The sequence below is a fragment of the Hoyosella subflava DQS3-9A1 genome (assembly GCF_000214175.1).
Classification (GTDB): domain Bacteria; phylum Actinomycetota; class Actinomycetes; order Mycobacteriales; family Mycobacteriaceae; genus Hoyosella; species Hoyosella subflava.
On record NC_015564.1, the window covers coordinates 3,554,261 to 3,569,526 of the forward strand.

At 62.2% G+C, this 15,266-nt stretch carries 14 protein-coding genes; 8 read left to right on the forward strand and 6 right to left on the reverse strand.

Annotated features, from left to right (window positions below):
- Nucleotides 1-34: 34 nt before the first annotated feature.
- A complete protein-coding gene (locus AS9A_RS16670) occupies nt 35-1,282 on the reverse strand; it encodes a cation:proton antiporter domain-containing protein (protein WP_013808272.1) in 1,248 nt (415 codons plus the stop codon).
- A 266-nt stretch (nt 1,283-1,548) separates the two neighbouring features.
- On the opposite strand from AS9A_RS16670, the gene glmU reads away from it, so the two are divergent.
- The 4 genes from glmU (at nt 1,549) to pth (ending at nt 5,661) form a co-directional block, all read left to right on the forward strand.
- A complete protein-coding gene (gene glmU / locus AS9A_RS16675) occupies nt 1,549-3,084 on the forward strand; it encodes a bifunctional UDP-N-acetylglucosamine diphosphorylase/glucosamine-1-phosphate N-acetyltransferase GlmU (RefSeq protein WP_013808273.1) in 1,536 nt (511 codons plus the stop codon).
- Nucleotides 3,081-4,061: a ribose-phosphate diphosphokinase gene (locus tag AS9A_RS16680; protein WP_013808274.1), complete on the forward strand. Its 981-nt coding sequence runs from the start codon at nt 3,081-3,083 to the stop codon at nt 4,059-4,061. Before glmU ends, AS9A_RS16680 begins: the two co-directional genes overlap by 4 nt.
- Before the next feature lie 299 nt (nt 4,062-4,360).
- On the forward strand, nt 4,361-4,999 hold the full coding sequence (locus AS9A_RS16685; protein ID WP_013808276.1) for a 50S ribosomal protein L25/general stress protein Ctc: 639 nt from the start codon (nt 4,361-4,363) through the stop codon (nt 4,997-4,999).
- Nucleotides 5,000-5,091: 92 nt separating this feature from the next.
- Complete coding sequence (gene pth, locus AS9A_RS16690) at nt 5,092-5,661, forward strand: aminoacyl-tRNA hydrolase (RefSeq protein WP_013808277.1); 570 nt, start codon at nt 5,092-5,094, stop codon at nt 5,659-5,661.
- A gap of 1 nt (nt 5,662) precedes the next feature.
- On the opposite strand, the gene AS9A_RS16695 is transcribed toward pth, so the two are convergent.
- A complete protein-coding gene (locus AS9A_RS16695; protein WP_013808278.1) occupies nt 5,663-7,297 on the reverse strand; it encodes a fatty acyl-AMP ligase in 1,635 nt (544 codons plus the stop codon).
- Nucleotides 7,298-7,473: 176 nt separating this feature from the next.
- On the opposite strand from AS9A_RS16695, the gene AS9A_RS16700 reads away from it, so the two are divergent.
- Complete coding sequence (locus AS9A_RS16700; protein WP_013808279.1) at nt 7,474-9,132, forward strand: peptide chain release factor 3; 1,659 nt, start codon at nt 7,474-7,476, stop codon at nt 9,130-9,132.
- Here the strand turns inward: AS9A_RS16700 and AS9A_RS16705 are convergent.
- On the reverse strand, nt 9,129-9,860 hold the full coding sequence (locus tag AS9A_RS16705; protein ID WP_013808280.1) for a FadR/GntR family transcriptional regulator: 732 nt from the start codon (nt 9,858-9,860) through the stop codon (nt 9,129-9,131). The two genes, AS9A_RS16700 and AS9A_RS16705, sit on opposite strands and share 4 nt — an antisense overlap.
- Nucleotides 9,861-9,989: 129 nt before the next feature.
- Here AS9A_RS16705 and AS9A_RS16710 point away from each other — a divergent pair, with 129 nt between their 5' ends.
- The 3 genes from AS9A_RS16710 (at nt 9,990) to AS9A_RS16720 (ending at nt 12,527) form a co-directional block, all read left to right on the forward strand.
- The gene (locus tag AS9A_RS16710; RefSeq protein ID WP_041451167.1) at nt 9,990-10,541 is read left to right on the forward strand and encodes a gluconokinase; all 552 of its coding nucleotides are present in this window, start codon (nt 9,990-9,992) and stop codon (nt 10,539-10,541) included.
- Nucleotides 10,538-11,926, forward strand: coding sequence for a GntP family permease (locus AS9A_RS16715; protein WP_013808282.1), 1,389 nt, complete (start codon nt 10,538-10,540; stop codon nt 11,924-11,926). The genes AS9A_RS16710 and AS9A_RS16715 overlap by 4 nt, the downstream gene beginning before the upstream one ends.
- 142 nt (nt 11,927-12,068) lie before the next feature.
- Nucleotides 12,069-12,527, forward strand: a complete 459-nt coding sequence (locus AS9A_RS16720; RefSeq protein ID WP_013808283.1) for a carboxymuconolactone decarboxylase family protein — start codon at nt 12,069-12,071, stop codon at nt 12,525-12,527.
- 4 nt (nt 12,528-12,531) lie between these two features.
- Here the strand turns inward: AS9A_RS16720 and AS9A_RS16725 are convergent, their stop codons facing one another.
- Genes AS9A_RS16725 through ppk2 form a run of 3 tightly spaced genes read right to left on the reverse strand, consistent with a single transcriptional unit; the run spans nt 12,532 to nt 15,255 of the window.
- On the reverse strand, nt 12,532-13,209 hold the full coding sequence (locus AS9A_RS16725; protein ID WP_013808284.1) for a DUF4166 domain-containing protein: 678 nt from the start codon (nt 13,207-13,209) through the stop codon (nt 12,532-12,534).
- 27 nt (nt 13,210-13,236) lie between these two features.
- The gene (locus AS9A_RS16730) at nt 13,237-14,352 is read right to left on the reverse strand and encodes a VOC family protein (protein ID WP_013808285.1); all 1,116 of its coding nucleotides are present in this window, start codon (nt 14,350-14,352) and stop codon (nt 13,237-13,239) included.
- A 6-nt stretch (nt 14,353-14,358) separates the two neighbouring features.
- The gene (gene ppk2 / locus AS9A_RS16735; protein ID WP_013808286.1) at nt 14,359-15,255 is read right to left on the reverse strand and encodes a polyphosphate kinase 2; all 897 of its coding nucleotides are present in this window, start codon (nt 15,253-15,255) and stop codon (nt 14,359-14,361) included.
- Nucleotides 15,256-15,266: the final 11 nt, after the last annotated feature.

The window sequence follows — 15,266 nt, forward strand, 5'->3', positions numbered from 1 at the left end:
TAGATTACGCGCTTGCGGTGACAAGTCTGAAGGCTTAGTCCGCACGGTCCATCACCTCGTCCTCGACAGCGCTGTCTTCCGCAGCGCCACCTGACGCGCGCCGATACAGCACGCGCCCGGAAGCAGCGGTGAGCCCGAACACGACGGTGCTCACAGCGATAACCAAGGTTCCGGCCGCGTAAAGCTCCGAATCGAGGCCGATTCGTTGGTCGATCAAGAGCAGGTAGAACAGCGCGGCAACTCCGATCGGCCCGAACCAGCCCAGGTAGACAGCGTCGCGCAGGCGCAGTTTCAGCGCTTTCGCTAACAACAGGATCACTGGCAGTCGCCGCAGCACAAGTACGGCCGCAGCGAAGATCAGTCCTTGCACTCCGAGACTCTTCCAGTCCTGCCAGGGCAGCGACATCCCCAGCAGCATGAAGAGCGGAAGAACCGCGAATCGGTTGACGGCCTCATCGATTCGTACCTCTGCTTCCCGTTCCCGGCCGGTAGTGGCGAAGCTGAAAGCGAGACCGCCAACGAAGACCGCTAGTACACCGTCGGTGTGAACCAGGTCGGACAGCCCGAGAATGCCCACCGCAAGTGTGACTGCAAAGAAGAGCATGGGCCCGCTCTCTGTCGAGCCATGCCTTTCACCAGCACGCAGCGCCTTTCCGCCGCACCATCCCGTGATGACGCCCACCACCACGGCCCCTGACAGTTGCCATAGGGATTCGATCGCCGTACTGCCCGCGGTAGCGACTCCCGTCAGCGCAATCGCTACGAGAACCAGCGGCAGCGCAAGACCGTCATTCGCTCCGGATTCCAGCAGAAGCAGCTGCCTGGTGCGCTGAGGCACATCGCGCTCGGCGAATCTCCCGCCCACCACATTGGACGCCAGGACGGGGTCTGTCGGGCATAAGGAGGCGCCCAGCAGAGCACAGGCGACAAGCGGCACGCCGAGGATTGCCCACCCGATTCCGGCTGCGATCGCTGCCATCAGCGGCATCGCCACCAGGAGCAGGATGAGCAGCGGGCGCGTATGAGTACGGATGGTCCGCAAGGGGAACTGTAACGCAACTCCCATTACGGATACGGCCAGCAAGAGATTCGCCGCCTCCCTTAGCAATGAGGCACTGTCTTCGGGCGCGTAGAGGGCGCCCACGAATTGCGGACCGAGCAATGCGCCTGCAAGCAGGCCAAGCATCGGTTCCGAGACCGGCCACTTTCGGAGGGACGCTGAAAAAGCGGCGATGATCAGCGAAAGTCCGCCGAAGACGGCAAGGTACAGGCTGATGTTCACGGTGCAATTTAACCGAACGAGCGCGCCTCTAAACACGGCTTTGTCGCATCGAGGCGGGCTGAACGGTCTGTGCGGCCGCGCCTTCCTGGCCCCGTAGACCGCAACTTGCGTCTCACCCGGCGCAGATGTGCACAGCTACCCGTGAATTCGGCGATGCGGTTCGGCGCACGGGCATATCCTGCGTATTATCGACGATCGGCGCACGGTCGCGCCACGCAACGTTGCAACCCGACTGAGACCTGACTCGCTGTGAGCAAGGGAGAAGAATGCCGCAGACTCCACCGGCTGCTGCAGTAGTTCCTGACTCGACGTCTGATCCATCAACGGCTTCTACCGCTGTCATCGTGCTAGCTGCGGGCGCCGGCACCCGCATGAAGTCGGACCTGCCAAAGGTGCTGCACACAATGTGCGGCCGTTCGATGATCGGGCACGCGCTCACGGCTGCGGACGCCATCGACCCTGGAGCACTAGTCGCGGTTGTGGGGCATCAACGTGAACTCGTCGGCCGCGAAGTCAAAGCCGTGGCTGAGTTACTCGACCGCGATATCGCGGTGGCTGTGCAGGAGGAGCAGAACGGCACCGGGCACGCAGTCGAGAGTGGACTGAAAGCCCTTCCGGACGATTTCGACGGAACAGTCCTCGTCACCGCCGGGGATGTGCCCCTGCTCGACGGCGCCACGCTAAGCGAGTTGCTCGCGACCCATCGAGCGGGTGCCGGGGCTACGGTGACGGTGTTGACATTCACTGTCGCCCAGCCCCGCGGCTACGGGCGGATTGTCCGCGAAGCCGACGGTTCCCTCAGCGCAATTGTGGAAGAAGCTGACGCGACAGATGAGCAGCGCGCAATTACGGAGGTCAACGCCGGGGTCTATGCATTCGACGCCCGACATCTTCGCTCGGCATTGCAGGATCTGAGTTCCGACAACGCGCAGGGTGAGCTGTATCTGACCGACGTCATCGAGATTGCCCGCAGCCGGGATCTCGCCGTCCGTGCGCTGCACGTTGGCGATGCTGCCCTCGTTGCCGGGGTCAACGACCGTGTCCAGCTCGCTGCGCTTCGCAAAGAGATGAACCGCCGAATCGTCGAGCACTGGATGCGTGAAGGCGTCAGCGTCATCGACCCCGATACAACATGGATCGACGTCTCGGTCCGTCTCGGGAGGGACGCGACCCTGCTCCCCGGTGTGCAACTGTATGGGGCGACCCTCATCGGCGATCGGGCTGAGATTGGTCCTGACACGACGCTGACGGACGTGACTGTCGGCGAGGATGCGCGGGTAGTCAGATCACACGGTGAACGTTCCACGATCGGCGCCTCCAGCATGATTGGGCCGTTCGCATATTTGCGCCCCAAGTCGTTGATCGGGGACCACGCGAAAATCGGTACATACGTCGAAACCAAAAATGTCGATATTGGCGCGCATTCCAAGGTCCCGCACCTGACGTACGTGGGTGACGCATCTATCGGCGAGCACACGAATATCGGCGCATCAAGCGTTTTCGTGAACTATGACGGCGTTAACAAGACCCGGACCATCGTTGGGTCGCACGTTCGGGCAGGCTCGGACACCATGTTCGTCGCACCACTGCATGTCGGTGACGGCGCGTATACAGGAGCGGGCACTGTGCTCCGCGAAGACGTCCCGCCAGGGGCACTAGCAATATCTGGCGGCAGACAGCGCAACATTGAGGGCTGGGTCGACGCGAATCGTCCAGGCTCCGCAGCAGCGAAAGCTGCGGTGAAGGCTCGCAATGCGGCGAGGAAACAACACAACGCAACCGAGGACGGCGGCACCGAGTGAGCGCATTTTCCGTTGACAACCAGAAGAACCTGATGCTCTTCTCCGGCCGGGCTCATCCTGAGCTCGCCGAGCAGGTCGCGAAGGAACTCGACATCGCGGTGACGCCGCAGACGGCGCGTGACTTCGCGAACGGCGAAATCTTCGTCCGCTTCGAAGAGTCCGTCCGCGGATGTGACGCCTTTGTTCTGCAAAGCCATCCGTACCCGCTGAACAGCTGGCTTATGGAGCAGTTGATCATGATCGACGCGCTTAAGCGGGGCTCAGCGAAACGCATCACCGCGATCTTGCCGTTCTTCCCCTACGCACGGCAGGACAAAAAGCACCGCGGTCGCGAGCCCATCTCAGCGCGTCTCGTCGCAGACCTGCTGAAGACCGCGGGCGCGGACCGGATCATCACGGTGGACTTGCACACCGATCAGATCCAGGGGTTTTTCGACGGCCCGGTTGACCACATGCGCGCAGCGCCTCAGCTCGCCGAGTACGTGCGGTCCAACTACTCGCTCGATCAGATCACGGTGGTCTCCCCCGACTCGGGCCGTGTCCGTGTCGCCGAGAAGTGGGCAGACTTCCTCGGCGGAGCACCGCTCGCGTTCATCCACAAAACTCGCGATCCGCTGGTACCGAACCAGGTGAAGTCGAACCGCGTTGTCGGCGACGTCGAAGGACGCACCAGCATCCTGATTGATGACATGATCGACACCGGCGGCACGATCGCCGGGGCCGTAGGTCTGCTCAAAGAGTCCGGAGCGGGAGACGTCGTTATCGCGACCACACACGGCGTACTTTCGGACCCCGCAGCTGAACGCCTCGCTAATTGTGGTGCCAAAGAAGTGATCGTCACTAACACGCTTCCAATCGCTGAGGACAAGCACTTCCCGCAGTTGACGGTGCTCTCGATCGCGCCGCTGCTCGCGCAGACCATCCGTGAGGTTTTCGAGAACGGATCCGTGACCTCACTCTTCGATGGCAGCGCCTGAACAGGTTGCGACTCAACAAGAATCGGATGACTCTCAGGCCATTGCTGAGCCGGACCATCGTTGGAGTGGCCGGCTACATCGTCGTGGACGCTAGGCACCTGCTGCCGTGATACAGAAGCCGGATTTCACACATCCGGCCTCGCACCGCTACCATAGTCAAGTTGTCTCGGCGAGGGTGGCTGCAATATGCCCCGTTATCGGCGCGACCGGGCAGAAATGCCCGATTTCACTGGCCAGGCGCTGGTGCGCGCACTCGTGCGGGACCGCACGACAACACGTCCCGTTCAGAGGAGTACACGATGGCCGACACTTTCGAGCTGGCTGTAGAAGAGCGCACCGAATTTGGTAAGGGCGCTGCTCGCCGCGCGCGCCGCGACTGGAAAATCCCCGCAGTTCTCTACGGCCATGGCGAACCGCCACAGCACCTGCTTCTGCCTTTCACCGAGTTCGCGGCCATCCTCCGCTCCGGCGGCACCAACGCGATCCTTTCGCTGAACATCGGTGGCAAGAAGTCACTGGCGTTCACCAAGTCTGTCTCGACGCACCCGATCCGCCCCGTGATCGAGCACGTCGATCTGCTCGTGGTGAAGAAGGGCGAGAAGATCAGCGTCGACATCCCCGTCGTCATCAGTGGGGAGGCCGCACCTGACACCCTCGTCACTCAGGACGCTGGCACGCTGACCGTCCTTGCGGACGCGCTGAACATCCCGGACGAGTTCGACGTTTCAGTCGAGGGTGCTGAGGCTGGCACCCAGATCCTCGCGAGTGACGTGAAGCTCCCCGCGGGCGTCGAGCTCGAGTCTGACCCGGAAACCCTCGTCGCGAATGTCACTGCCGCTCAGGAAGAGGAAGTTCCCGAGGAGGGCGCCGAGCCAGAGGCTGTCGAGGCTGAGGCACCCCAGGGCGATGCAGTTCCTGAGGACGCCAGCGAGGAGTGATCGTTCTTCCATGACGGCGCGTCGTCCTCGGGCGGCGCGCCGTCTGCTGTGTCAGGATCAGTACCGACTGACTGGAGTGAGGAGGCCCACCGGTGACATTTGTCGTCGCGGGGCTAGGCAACCCTGGAACGCAGTACGCAACCACGCGGCACAATGTCGGTTACCTAGTCGCCGATGTCCTTGCCGCGCGCTACGGAGCACGCTTTTCAGGCCAGAAACGTACACGCGCGGACCTCGCTGAAGTTCGGTTATCTGGTGTCAAGGTCGTGTTGGCCAAACCGCACACGTACATGAACCTCTCCGGGGGCCCGATTTCCGCGACCGCGAAGTTCTTCTCGGTCCCACCAGAGAACGTGATCGCCGTTCACGATGATCTTGATCTGGACTTCGGCGTTGTGCGCCTCAAGCGCGCCGGCGGTGAGGGCGGCCATAACGGCCTGCGCTCCCTCACCGCACATTTGCACACGCGCGATTACCTCAGGGTTCGTCTCGGTGTCGGGCGCCCGCCTGGTCAGATGGCGGCCGCTTCATATGTACTCAAACCGTTTTCCGCAACGGAGCGCAAAGAGCTTGGTGTGATCGTCGAGGAAGCGGCGGACGCCCTCGAACTCCTCATCGAACTCGGGCTTGAAGCAGCCCAGAACCGCGTGCACGCACGCTGATTTACAGTCCGACGAGGTTGACTGAGTTAGACCGGCGCAGTTTGCCCGACGGAGTCTTGGGGACCGTGCCCGGAGCGAGCACCGCGACAGTCCGGGGCCTGACGCCGACTTCAGCGAAGACCGCGTGCACTACCTCGTGCTGAATACGGCTCACCTCTTCCGGATCGTCATGCGCTTTCGACTCCACGGCGACAGCGAAACTCTCGCGGCGGTCACCTGCATCAATGCGAACGGCGACTGAAGCTCCCGCGCGAACGCCGGACACTGTCGCGGCAGCACGCTCGATGTCAGTCGGATAAATGTTGCGCCCGCCCATGATGATCACGTCTTTAGCGCGCCCGCATACAACGATGTGGCCGCTTTCGGTGAAGTACCCGATGTCTCCCGTATTGAGCCAGCCTGCGGAGTCCTGGGTAGGTTTCTCACCGTCAATAGTGACGTAGCCCGGGCTGACAGCGGGCCCGCGTACCTCGATCGTGCCGACGCCGCGGGTACGCAGCTCGTTGCCCTCGTTGTCCACTACCCGTCCCTCGAGGTTTGGCACCAGCGGGCCCAGCGTGACCAAGCGACGCGTGTTGGCGCCTTTCTGCGCGGGCACCGCGCTGAACATCGCTTCAAGGAGGTCAGCGTCCACCTCGTCGATCGTCATGCCCTCATCCACTGCCATCGAAATCGCCAGCGTCGTTTCGGCCATCCCGTACGCGGGTGCGAGGGCCTCTGGCTTCAGACCGAAACGCTCGCCCGCCTCGAGCAAGTCCAGCATCGTGTCCGGGTCGATGGGTTCGGCGCCGCTCATCGCTACGCGCAATGACGACAGGTCACAGTAATCATTCGGAGCCTGCCGCAGCCGACGGGCGAGAAGCGCCCACGCGAAATTAGGTGCGGACGTGATGGTGCCCCGGTACTTGGTGATCAGATCCGCCCAAAGCAATGGCGACTGCAGGAAGTCGAGCGGTGTGACATTGACGCTCTCGCATCCGACCTGCATGGGTGTCGTGAGAAACCCGACCATTCCCATGTCGTGGAAGAGGGGCAGCCAACTCACCATGACGTCGGTGTCGAAGTCGTAGTGAGCTGCATCGATCATCGCGTGCGTATTGGTGTAGAAGTTCCCGTGGGTAATGCGCACAGCCTTGGGGGCGCCGGTCGAACCAGATGTCAGCTGCTGCAGCGCGATGTCGTCTTCGGTCGTGTCGAGAGGTTCCGCGTCAGGTCCATCTTGTAGGTCAGAAACGGAGACCGCGGTTATTCCCTTATCGGCGAGAATCGGCGCAACTGGTTCGAACGGGGCACTGATAATGACCGCCCGGGCTTGGATCATCTCCACCACGGTCTGGGTTTCCCCGGCCCAGTGGGCAAGGTTCGTGCGTGGAGTCGGTTGGTGCAGCATCGTCACCGAGCCGCCACGCATCCAGATCGCCTGAACCGAGGGCGCGATCTCCACGGGCTGCCCCGCGAGAATTCCCACTGCGTCCCCAGGGCCTATACCAAGTTCCGCGAGCCCGCCCGCCATTTTCCGCGCCACTTGGTGGACTTCGCCCCACGATTGCCGCAACGGCGCACTCGGTTCGCCCGTGACCAGTCCCGTCGGGCTTGACGCTGCCGTTGCGTACATCTCGTCAGTGAACCTGCTCAATGACCTCTCCTTATACTGCGGTTCGGCCTAGCAGTCCGGAGCCCGGCCGACCTTCTCAGGTTAGTCCGCGGAGTGATATATGCCCGCAGATCGGCGCGATCCGCTGATTAAGTCAAAACTCTTTCAGCGACTAGGCTTACAAGGAGACCCACTCGCCCGAATCGCAAGGAAACAGCGTGACCGACACCGACCAGTCCGTTCCCGGCAGTGCTAGCGCAAAGCGTGCAAGCTCGAGCGTCGCCGCGGAAGCGAAACGGCGTCGGACGTTCGCTGTTATCTCCCATCCTGACGCTGGTAAGTCGACGCTCACGGAAGCACTGGCGCTGCACGCCCAGGTCATCGCTGAAGCCGGCGCCGTGCACGGTAAGTCGGGCCGGAAGTCGACCGTCTCCGACTGGATGGAGATGGAAAAGGCACGCGGAATCTCTGTCAGCTCGACTGCCCTTCAGTTCACCTATGTGCTCCCCGATGATGATGCCGAATGCGTGATCAACTTGGTCGATACGCCAGGTCACGCGGATTTTTCCGAAGACACCTATCGGGTGCTGACAGCGGTTGACTGCGCTGTGATGCTCATCGACTCCGCCAAGGGACTCGAGCCGCAGACCTTGAAGCTGTTCCAGGTGTGTAAGCATCGGGGCATTCCTGTCATCACGGTGATGAACAAGTGGGATCGACCCGGCCGCATGGTGCTGGAGTTACTCGACGAGGTCAGCGAGCGGATCGGGTTGCTGCCGACGCCGTTGTATCTGCCAGTCGGCATTGCCGGTGATTTCCGGGGCCTGTTGCGCCGCGGCAAAGATGGCGAACCGGCGGAGTACATCAAGTTCACCCGCACTGCCGGCGGCGCCACCATCGCGCCTGAGGAGTATCTGTCAGCCGAAGCAGCGCTATCTATAGAAGGTGACGACTGGGAAACGGCAGCCGAGGAGAGTGAGTTACTTTCGGCTACCGGCCAGGACCATAATCAGGAGACGTTCCTCGCTGGGGAGACGTCGCCGGTGATCTTCACGTCCGCAATGCTGAATTTCGGCGTACGTCAGCTTCTTCAGGCTCTTGTCGAGCTTGCGCCTCCACCTCACTCTCGGCAGAGTGTCGAGGGCGAGGCGCGCGACGTCACCGACCCGTTCTCCGCTGTCGTGTTCAAAGTGCAGGCGGGTATGGATTCCGCGCACCGCGACCGGATTGCGTTCATGCGAATCGTCTCAGGCGAGTTCGAGCGCGGCATGGTGGTGACGCACGCTCAAACAGGACGGCCCTTCGCCACAAAGTACGCGCAGACGATGTTCGGGCGCGATCGCTCGACAGTGGATACCGCGTACCCGGGTGACGTCGTCGGTCTGGTCAATGCCACCGCGCTGGCACCCGGGCACACGCTCTTCAATGGCCCTGCGGTGGAGTACCCGCCTATCCCCTCATTCGCACCCGAGCATTTCGCGGTGCTGCGGGCCACGAGTGCGAGCAAGTACAAGCAGTTCCGGAAAGCGATCGAGCAGCTCGATTCCGAGGGTGTGGTGCAGGTGCTGCGTAACGATCTGCGGGGTGATGCTTCGCCTGTCCTCGCCGCAGTTGGTCCCATGCAGTTCGAGGTCGTGACCGCGCGGATGCGCACGGAGTTCAACGTCGAGACGCAGCTGGATCGCCTCCCTTACGCGCTGGCGCGGCGCACCGATGCGGAATCGGCCACTGAACTTGGCCGTCAGCGCGGCGTGGAAGTGTTCCTTCGGACAGATGGAGTCCTTCTCGCACTGGTCAGCGATAAGTGGCGGCTGCAATTCATCCAGAAAGAACACCCAGATTTGACGCTGGAACCGCTCGTGGCTACCGCTGATTAGGGGCTGGGACGCATCGCTTCGCGCACCTCACCGAGGAGTTCCCGCATCGCGTTCTCCGCGTCGGCGCTGCGGCCGTCCGCGACGGCATGTGCCACCGTCTCGTGCAGATCAAGTGCCTTGGCTTCGGGGCGGTGCGGCATTAGCCCCAGCGTCGTTCTGCCTTCGAGGACAACTGCGATGACGTCAGTGAGCGCCGCGAACATTTCGTTCCCACCCGCGGTGAGGAGCAATGCGTGAAAAGCGATATCGAGTTCGAGGAACTGCTTGAGCTCCCCTGCCTCGCCGAGTTCCCGCATTCCCTTGGCGAGTTCTACCGCTCGGGCACGCTCGGCGGCGGAGGCACCTCGCGCGGCCGCTGCTGCTGCCATGGGCTCGACGGCTATGCGCAACTCTGTCAGGGTACGCATCTGCGCGTCACGGTCGGGGCCGGACAGGCGCCACCAGATGACGCGTGGGTCGAACACTTGCCACGATGATTTCGGCTGGACGATGATGCCGACCCGTCGTCGCGACGTTGCGAGGCCAAGCGATTCGAGTAGGCGCATGGTTTCGCGCGCTACGGTCCGGGAAATCGCGAACTGCTGCTGAATCTTGTCGAGCGTGAGCACCTGCCCCGCGGTGAGTTCGCCAGCAGTGATGCGCCGCCCGATGACGTCGAGCACTGAATTGTGCAGCACGCCAGCTATACCGGCGCTGCTGGCCGCTCCACCGCTGCCCTGTGCTGTCACATTCTCAGCCTATCTCTGCGGGGGACTTCACATTCACAACCCAAAGGTGATATCTTTCACACTCAAAGGTAGTACCTTTACTGTGAACATCTATTGCACTCGCCGTGACCGGCGCAAGGAGGAAGCCCCATGCCAGCTCAACAACCCAGGAATGCCTTGGTCGTGATGGGTGTCGCCGGAGTCGGCAAAACCACCACCGCACAGCTTCTTGCAGAACAGCTTGGCTGGATGCGAGCGGAAGCGGACGAGTTCCACCCGCACACCAATATCGACAAAATGGCGTCCGGTACGCCGCTTACTGACGCCGACCGGATGCCCTGGCTCGAGTCGATTCGCGACTGGATCAGCGAACAGGCGGCCGCTGGCCACGATGTCGTCCTCACGTGTTCGGCGCTCAAGCGCTCGTACCGGGATGTGTTGCGCCAAGCCGATGCACGGGTACGTTTCGTATTTCTTCACGGGCCCGCACCCCTCATCGCCGAGAGGATGCAGCAGCGCTCAGGCCACTTCATGCCGACGTCGCTACTGGACTCACAGTTCGGTGATCTCGAGCCGCTTCACCCAGATGAAGACGGCGTGACGGTCGACTTGAGGGACACCACACACCAGATCGTCACCACTGCACTGACCGCCCTGAACCTCGCCAACCCAGACCTTCCACAGCTCGGAGCGCAGTCATGATCACTACTGACGATTGGGTGCAAACTCTCAGTGCGGGCACGCTGCTCGCCATTGCCACGGGCGCAGTCGCGGTGCTGCTCTTCCTCATCATCAAACTACGCGTGCATGCGTTCCTGGCGCTGGTCCTGGTGAGCCTTCTGACCGCGTTCGCAACCGGAATTCCCTCCGGCGACGTGATTCCCACGCTGACGGAAGGCTTTGGCAGCACACTCGGTGCGGTAGCGCTGCTGGTTGGCCTCGGTGCCATGCTCGGCAGACTCATTGAAGTCAGCGGCGGCGCACAGGCACTGACCGACGCGCTCATCAACAAATTTGGCGAAGAGAAAGCTCCGCTCGCGCTCGGCATCGCATCACTGATCTTCGGCTTCCCCATATTTTTCGATGCCGGTTTCGTCGTCATGCTTCCGATTCTCTTCACTGTCGCGCGCAGACTCGGCGGCGGCGTGCTCCGCTACGGGATTCCCGTCGCAGGTGCGTTCTCGGTGATGCACATCTTCGTGCCACCGCACCCCGGGCCGGTCGCGGCCACTGAACTCCTCGGCGCCGACGTGGGACTAGTCATCCTCCTCGCGCTGGTAGTCGCCATCCCCACGTGGTACCTGACGAGCTACCTGTTCGGACTGTGGGTTGGGAAAAGGATCGTACTGCCCGTTCCCGACATCCTGATGGGCGGACCACAGGCGGAACACGATGAGGATCCGCCCTCGGCGCTGACTGTCATCGCGCTGCTCCTTCTCCCCCTCCTCATGATTTTCGCCAACACCGGACTCGACACAGCGCGTGCGGCCGGCTGGGTGGATGGCGACGCCGAATGGTTCACTCTCGCACGAGCACTTGGCTCCACCCCCGTCGCCCTCCTCGCGACCGTGCTAGTCGCGTCGTACGTTCTCGGCACCCGGCGCGGACGCGGCGCAGATGTCGTCGAAAAGCTCATTGATTCAGCGCTAGGTCCGGTCTGCGCGATCATCCTCATCACCGGCGCCGGCGGCATGTTCGGCGCAGTACTCCGCGCAAGCGGCGTGGGCGACGCGCTGTCGGACGCGCTCGGGGATATGGGACTGCCTGTCATCGTGGCTGCCTACATCGTGGCGGCGGCACTGCGGATCGCACAGGGCTCGGCGACTGTGGCACTCATTACGGCGGCCGGCCTTGTGCAGCCTGCCGTCTTCCTGGGCGATTTCAACTCGGTTGAGCTCGCCGCGATCGTTCTCGCGCTGGCAGCTGGTTCGGTGACGGCAAGCCACGTCAACGATTCTGGCTTCTGGCTGGTAGGGCGTTTTCTGGGGATGGATGTCAAGACGACCCTCAAAACTTGGACCGTCATGCAGACCGCAATTGGCTTGATGGGCTTCGGGATCGCGTCAGCGATCTTCGCTATCGCCTAGGACCCGCGCTACAGCAGCAAAGCATCACTGTGCGCTGGATCAACGTCGACGAGGGACGCATCCGCCCATCGGGGATTGCGGCCCTTGTCGACCAGGCGCAGAACCTGTACTTGGTGGCCGCTTCACAATAGGCTGGTGCGTCATGAGCGATACCTATCGGATCGATGTTGCCGATCCGTCGTCGGGGACGTACCTCGGACTGATTTCACTGAACCAGGAAGTCACCGCGATCGCGCGGAAAGCCGGTATCCCCCGTGGTCTCGCGGAACTTCTGAAGGTCCGGGCATCGCAGCTCAATGGATGCGCGCACTCGATGCGCGCCTGCACCGAAGATGCGGCGAAGGCGGGTGAAGACCGCGCACGACTCTCAGTACTTCCCGCCTGGCGCCGTACCGGCCTGTTCACCCCCATGGAGCGTGGCGCGCTCGGCCTGGCCGAGGCAATCACCGCGCTTCCGGGGCAGGACATTCCACCCGTGGTGATTCGCGAAGCACGGTCAGTTCTGACTGAGCAGCAATACATCGCAGTCACGTGGATCACGATGATGGTCAACATGTGGAACCGGATCGCCATGCTGAGTGGCTATCCAGTGGAGAAGTGAGTCCTCACTCGCGGCTCACTGCTTTGCGCGTTCTGGCGCGACCGGGAATTTGATCATCCGCGCAGGCGCGCTCGACCGCCGTGAAATGACCGCGATAGTAGAACAACCGGCCGAGAAGCGGATTCTTGACTTCGACCTCGATGCCATGATGCTGCTTATCGTCATCCCACCACTCGCGAGCCTCCGTCCGTGCTGACGCGAGTGCCGGCAAGCGTGGCGCGAACGGTATGAGAAACCTCGGTGCTCCGCTTGTGAAGCGCAGTGCCCCTTTGTCATCCACCCAGAGTTGAGTCTTGACCGCCAAATCTGGCTGGGCGCCGAGGTAGTCGACGACGTAACTGCCAGTTTTGCTTCCCACCATGGTGGAATCCATCTCCGCGGTCTTACCCGCGAAGTGGAACGTGCGTACCGTCGCGTGCGTTTCGCGTCCAAGGGGGTCGGTGTACGCGTAGTTCTCTACCTCGAATGGGACGTCAAGCCCCGTCCGTGACGGCGCAATCCTTCGCGAGCCCAGGATCCATGCAACTGGCACCGGAACCGCGAGGGAGTGCGACATCTCCTCCATCACACCGGTACCGATCTGGCACACACCATCCGCTGCCGAGAATCCGAACCGCCACTGCACCTTCGGATGCAGACGCGAAAATCGCTCACCGAGCGCATGCTCGACAACTGACGGCATAAGGTAATCCTCCCATCACGAACACGGCTACGAACCGAGATAGAAGCGACCGCCCTGATCGTCACGGCAGTGCGCAGACACACCGTACTCTCGCACCTCCGGTCCTGCCAGGACCTCACCGCCTGCTGCCCTAATGAATTCCGGTGCGGCAGAAGCATCATCGACCCGCCACATCGGAATGACCCGGTCTTCCGGTGCCCGTGTCATTCCGCTCATTGGATGGATCCCCATCATCTCGAACCCGCCACGTTCCTCGCTTCCTTCGAACTGCCAGCCGACGACATCTCGAAAGAACTGCTGTGTCTCATCAAGGTCGACCACCTCGAACGTCAAATATGCGGGGTCGCCCGGGCCGTCCCCGTTGATCGCGGGACGCCGCTCGTCTCCGCTGATCTCGGCCAGCTCAAACCGGATCCCGTGCGGCCCGCGGCACGCCACGATCTCACCGTCGCGTGTCCACGCGCCGCCGGATGCTTCTACGCCGGTCAACGCGTCATCAAGGCTTCGTACCGCGTAACGGCACCGCAGTTCGCTGACGTCATTGCCGCCTTCGAGGAAGATCACCGCATTTGTGTTCGTGACGCGCAACTGATCGCCTGCCGGCTCCATCTCCCACCCGAGAACAGCTCGGTAGAACGCCGCGGCCCGGTCAAGATCGGGCGTGCACACCGTGAACGCCGCGATGTCGCCATGACGCAAAGTGCCACCGATGGGCGCGGCAAGCATCCAGCGATGACCGAACGCGTCAATGAGCGTCGCGTTTCGCTGACCATGACTCTGATACGTCCAGCGCTCAACCCGGCCTCCGGCCTCACGTGCACGGGTGAGAACCAAGTCAGGGTCATCAACCGGAATCATGAGGCTCACCGACGCGGTACCCGTACGGGGCGCTGTCAGACCCATCTCCGGAAACTCCTCGGCCAGGTAGATGACGCCCTCGCCGATCGTGAGTTCCGCGTGCCCTATGCGTCCGTCGTCCATCGTGATCGGCTCGCCGCGCACGCTCGCGCCGAAGACTTTCGTGTACCAGTTGAGGGCTTCATGCGCCCCGTTGACGATAAGGTATGGCACGGCTCCCGGCCGGGGGAACCCGCTCGGTTCCACGAGGTCATTCGCGGTGTCGATCGCTCCCGGATCGGTCATGGATCATCACTTCCCAGCCTTCGACTTCTTCTTTTTCGCCTTTTTGCTGTTACCTAGCAGCGTAGCGGCGTAGTTCTCGACGTAGCGGAACTGTTCCCGGGGTGGGCGCTGATAATTGGTCGCGGCGGGCCGCGGCGGCACCTCGACCTTTGGGGGTTCAACATGCTCGTACGGGATGGACTGCAGCAGATGGTTGATGACGTTGATCCGCGAGTTCCGTTTGTGTTCACTTTCCACGGTGTACCAGGGGGCCTCTGGGATGTCCGTGTGGACAAACATTTCGTCCTTGGCTCGCGAGTATTCCTCCCAGCGCACGATTGACTGCAAATCCATGGGGGACAGTTTCCACTGCCGCATGGGGTCGTTCAGCCGGGAATGGAAGCGGCGTTCCTGCTCGACATCGGAAACCGAAAACCAGTACTTCCTCAGCATGATCCCGTCTTCGACGAGCAGCCGCTCAAAGGTAGGCACCTGGTGGAGGAAGCGAAAATACTCGTCGCTTGTGCAGAAGCCCATCACACGCTCCACACCAGCCCGGTTGTACCACGAACGGTCTAGGAGCACGATCTCCCCTGCAGCGGGAAGGTGCTGGATATAGCGCTGAAAGTACCATTGCGTCCGCTGGCGTTCGGTGGGCGCGGGCAGCGCGACCACGCGGCAGAGCCGCGGGTTGAGGTACTCGGTGATCCGCTTGATCGCAGACCCCTTACCAGCCGCGTCCCGGCCCTCGAAAACAGCGACGATCCGGGCACCCGTATCTTGCACCCAATGCTGCATCGAAACTAGCTCGGCCTGCAATCGCTTCAGTTCGGGCTCGTAAACATCGATCGGAAGCTTTTTCTCGGCAGATTTCGCCTTGCCGTTGTATTCCGCTACCCCGGAGGAATCCTTCTTCGCAGCCATGGGGTGAGGCT

Coding starts and splice junctions, on each gene's coding strand:
- ppk2 (WP_013808286.1), bottom strand. CDS start 15,255: ATGGCTGCGAAGAAGGATTCCTCCGGGGTAGCGGAATACAACGGCAAG.
- AS9A_RS16710 (WP_041451167.1), top strand. CDS start 9,990: ATGCCAGCTCAACAACCCAGGAATGCCTTGGTCGTGATGGGTGTCGCC.
- AS9A_RS16730 (WP_013808285.1), bottom strand. CDS start 14,352: ATGACCGATCCGGGAGCGATCGACACCGCGAATGACCTCGTGGAACCG.
- AS9A_RS16685 (WP_013808276.1), top strand. CDS start 4,361: ATGGCCGACACTTTCGAGCTGGCTGTAGAAGAGCGCACCGAATTTGGT.
- glmU (WP_013808273.1), top strand. CDS start 1,549: ATGCCGCAGACTCCACCGGCTGCTGCAGTAGTTCCTGACTCGACGTCT.
- AS9A_RS16715 (WP_013808282.1), top strand. CDS start 10,538: ATGATCACTACTGACGATTGGGTGCAAACTCTCAGTGCGGGCACGCTG.
- AS9A_RS16720 (WP_013808283.1), top strand. CDS start 12,069: ATGAGCGATACCTATCGGATCGATGTTGCCGATCCGTCGTCGGGGACG.
- AS9A_RS16725 (WP_013808284.1), bottom strand. CDS start 13,209: ATGCCGTCAGTTGTCGAGCATGCGCTCGGTGAGCGATTTTCGCGTCTG.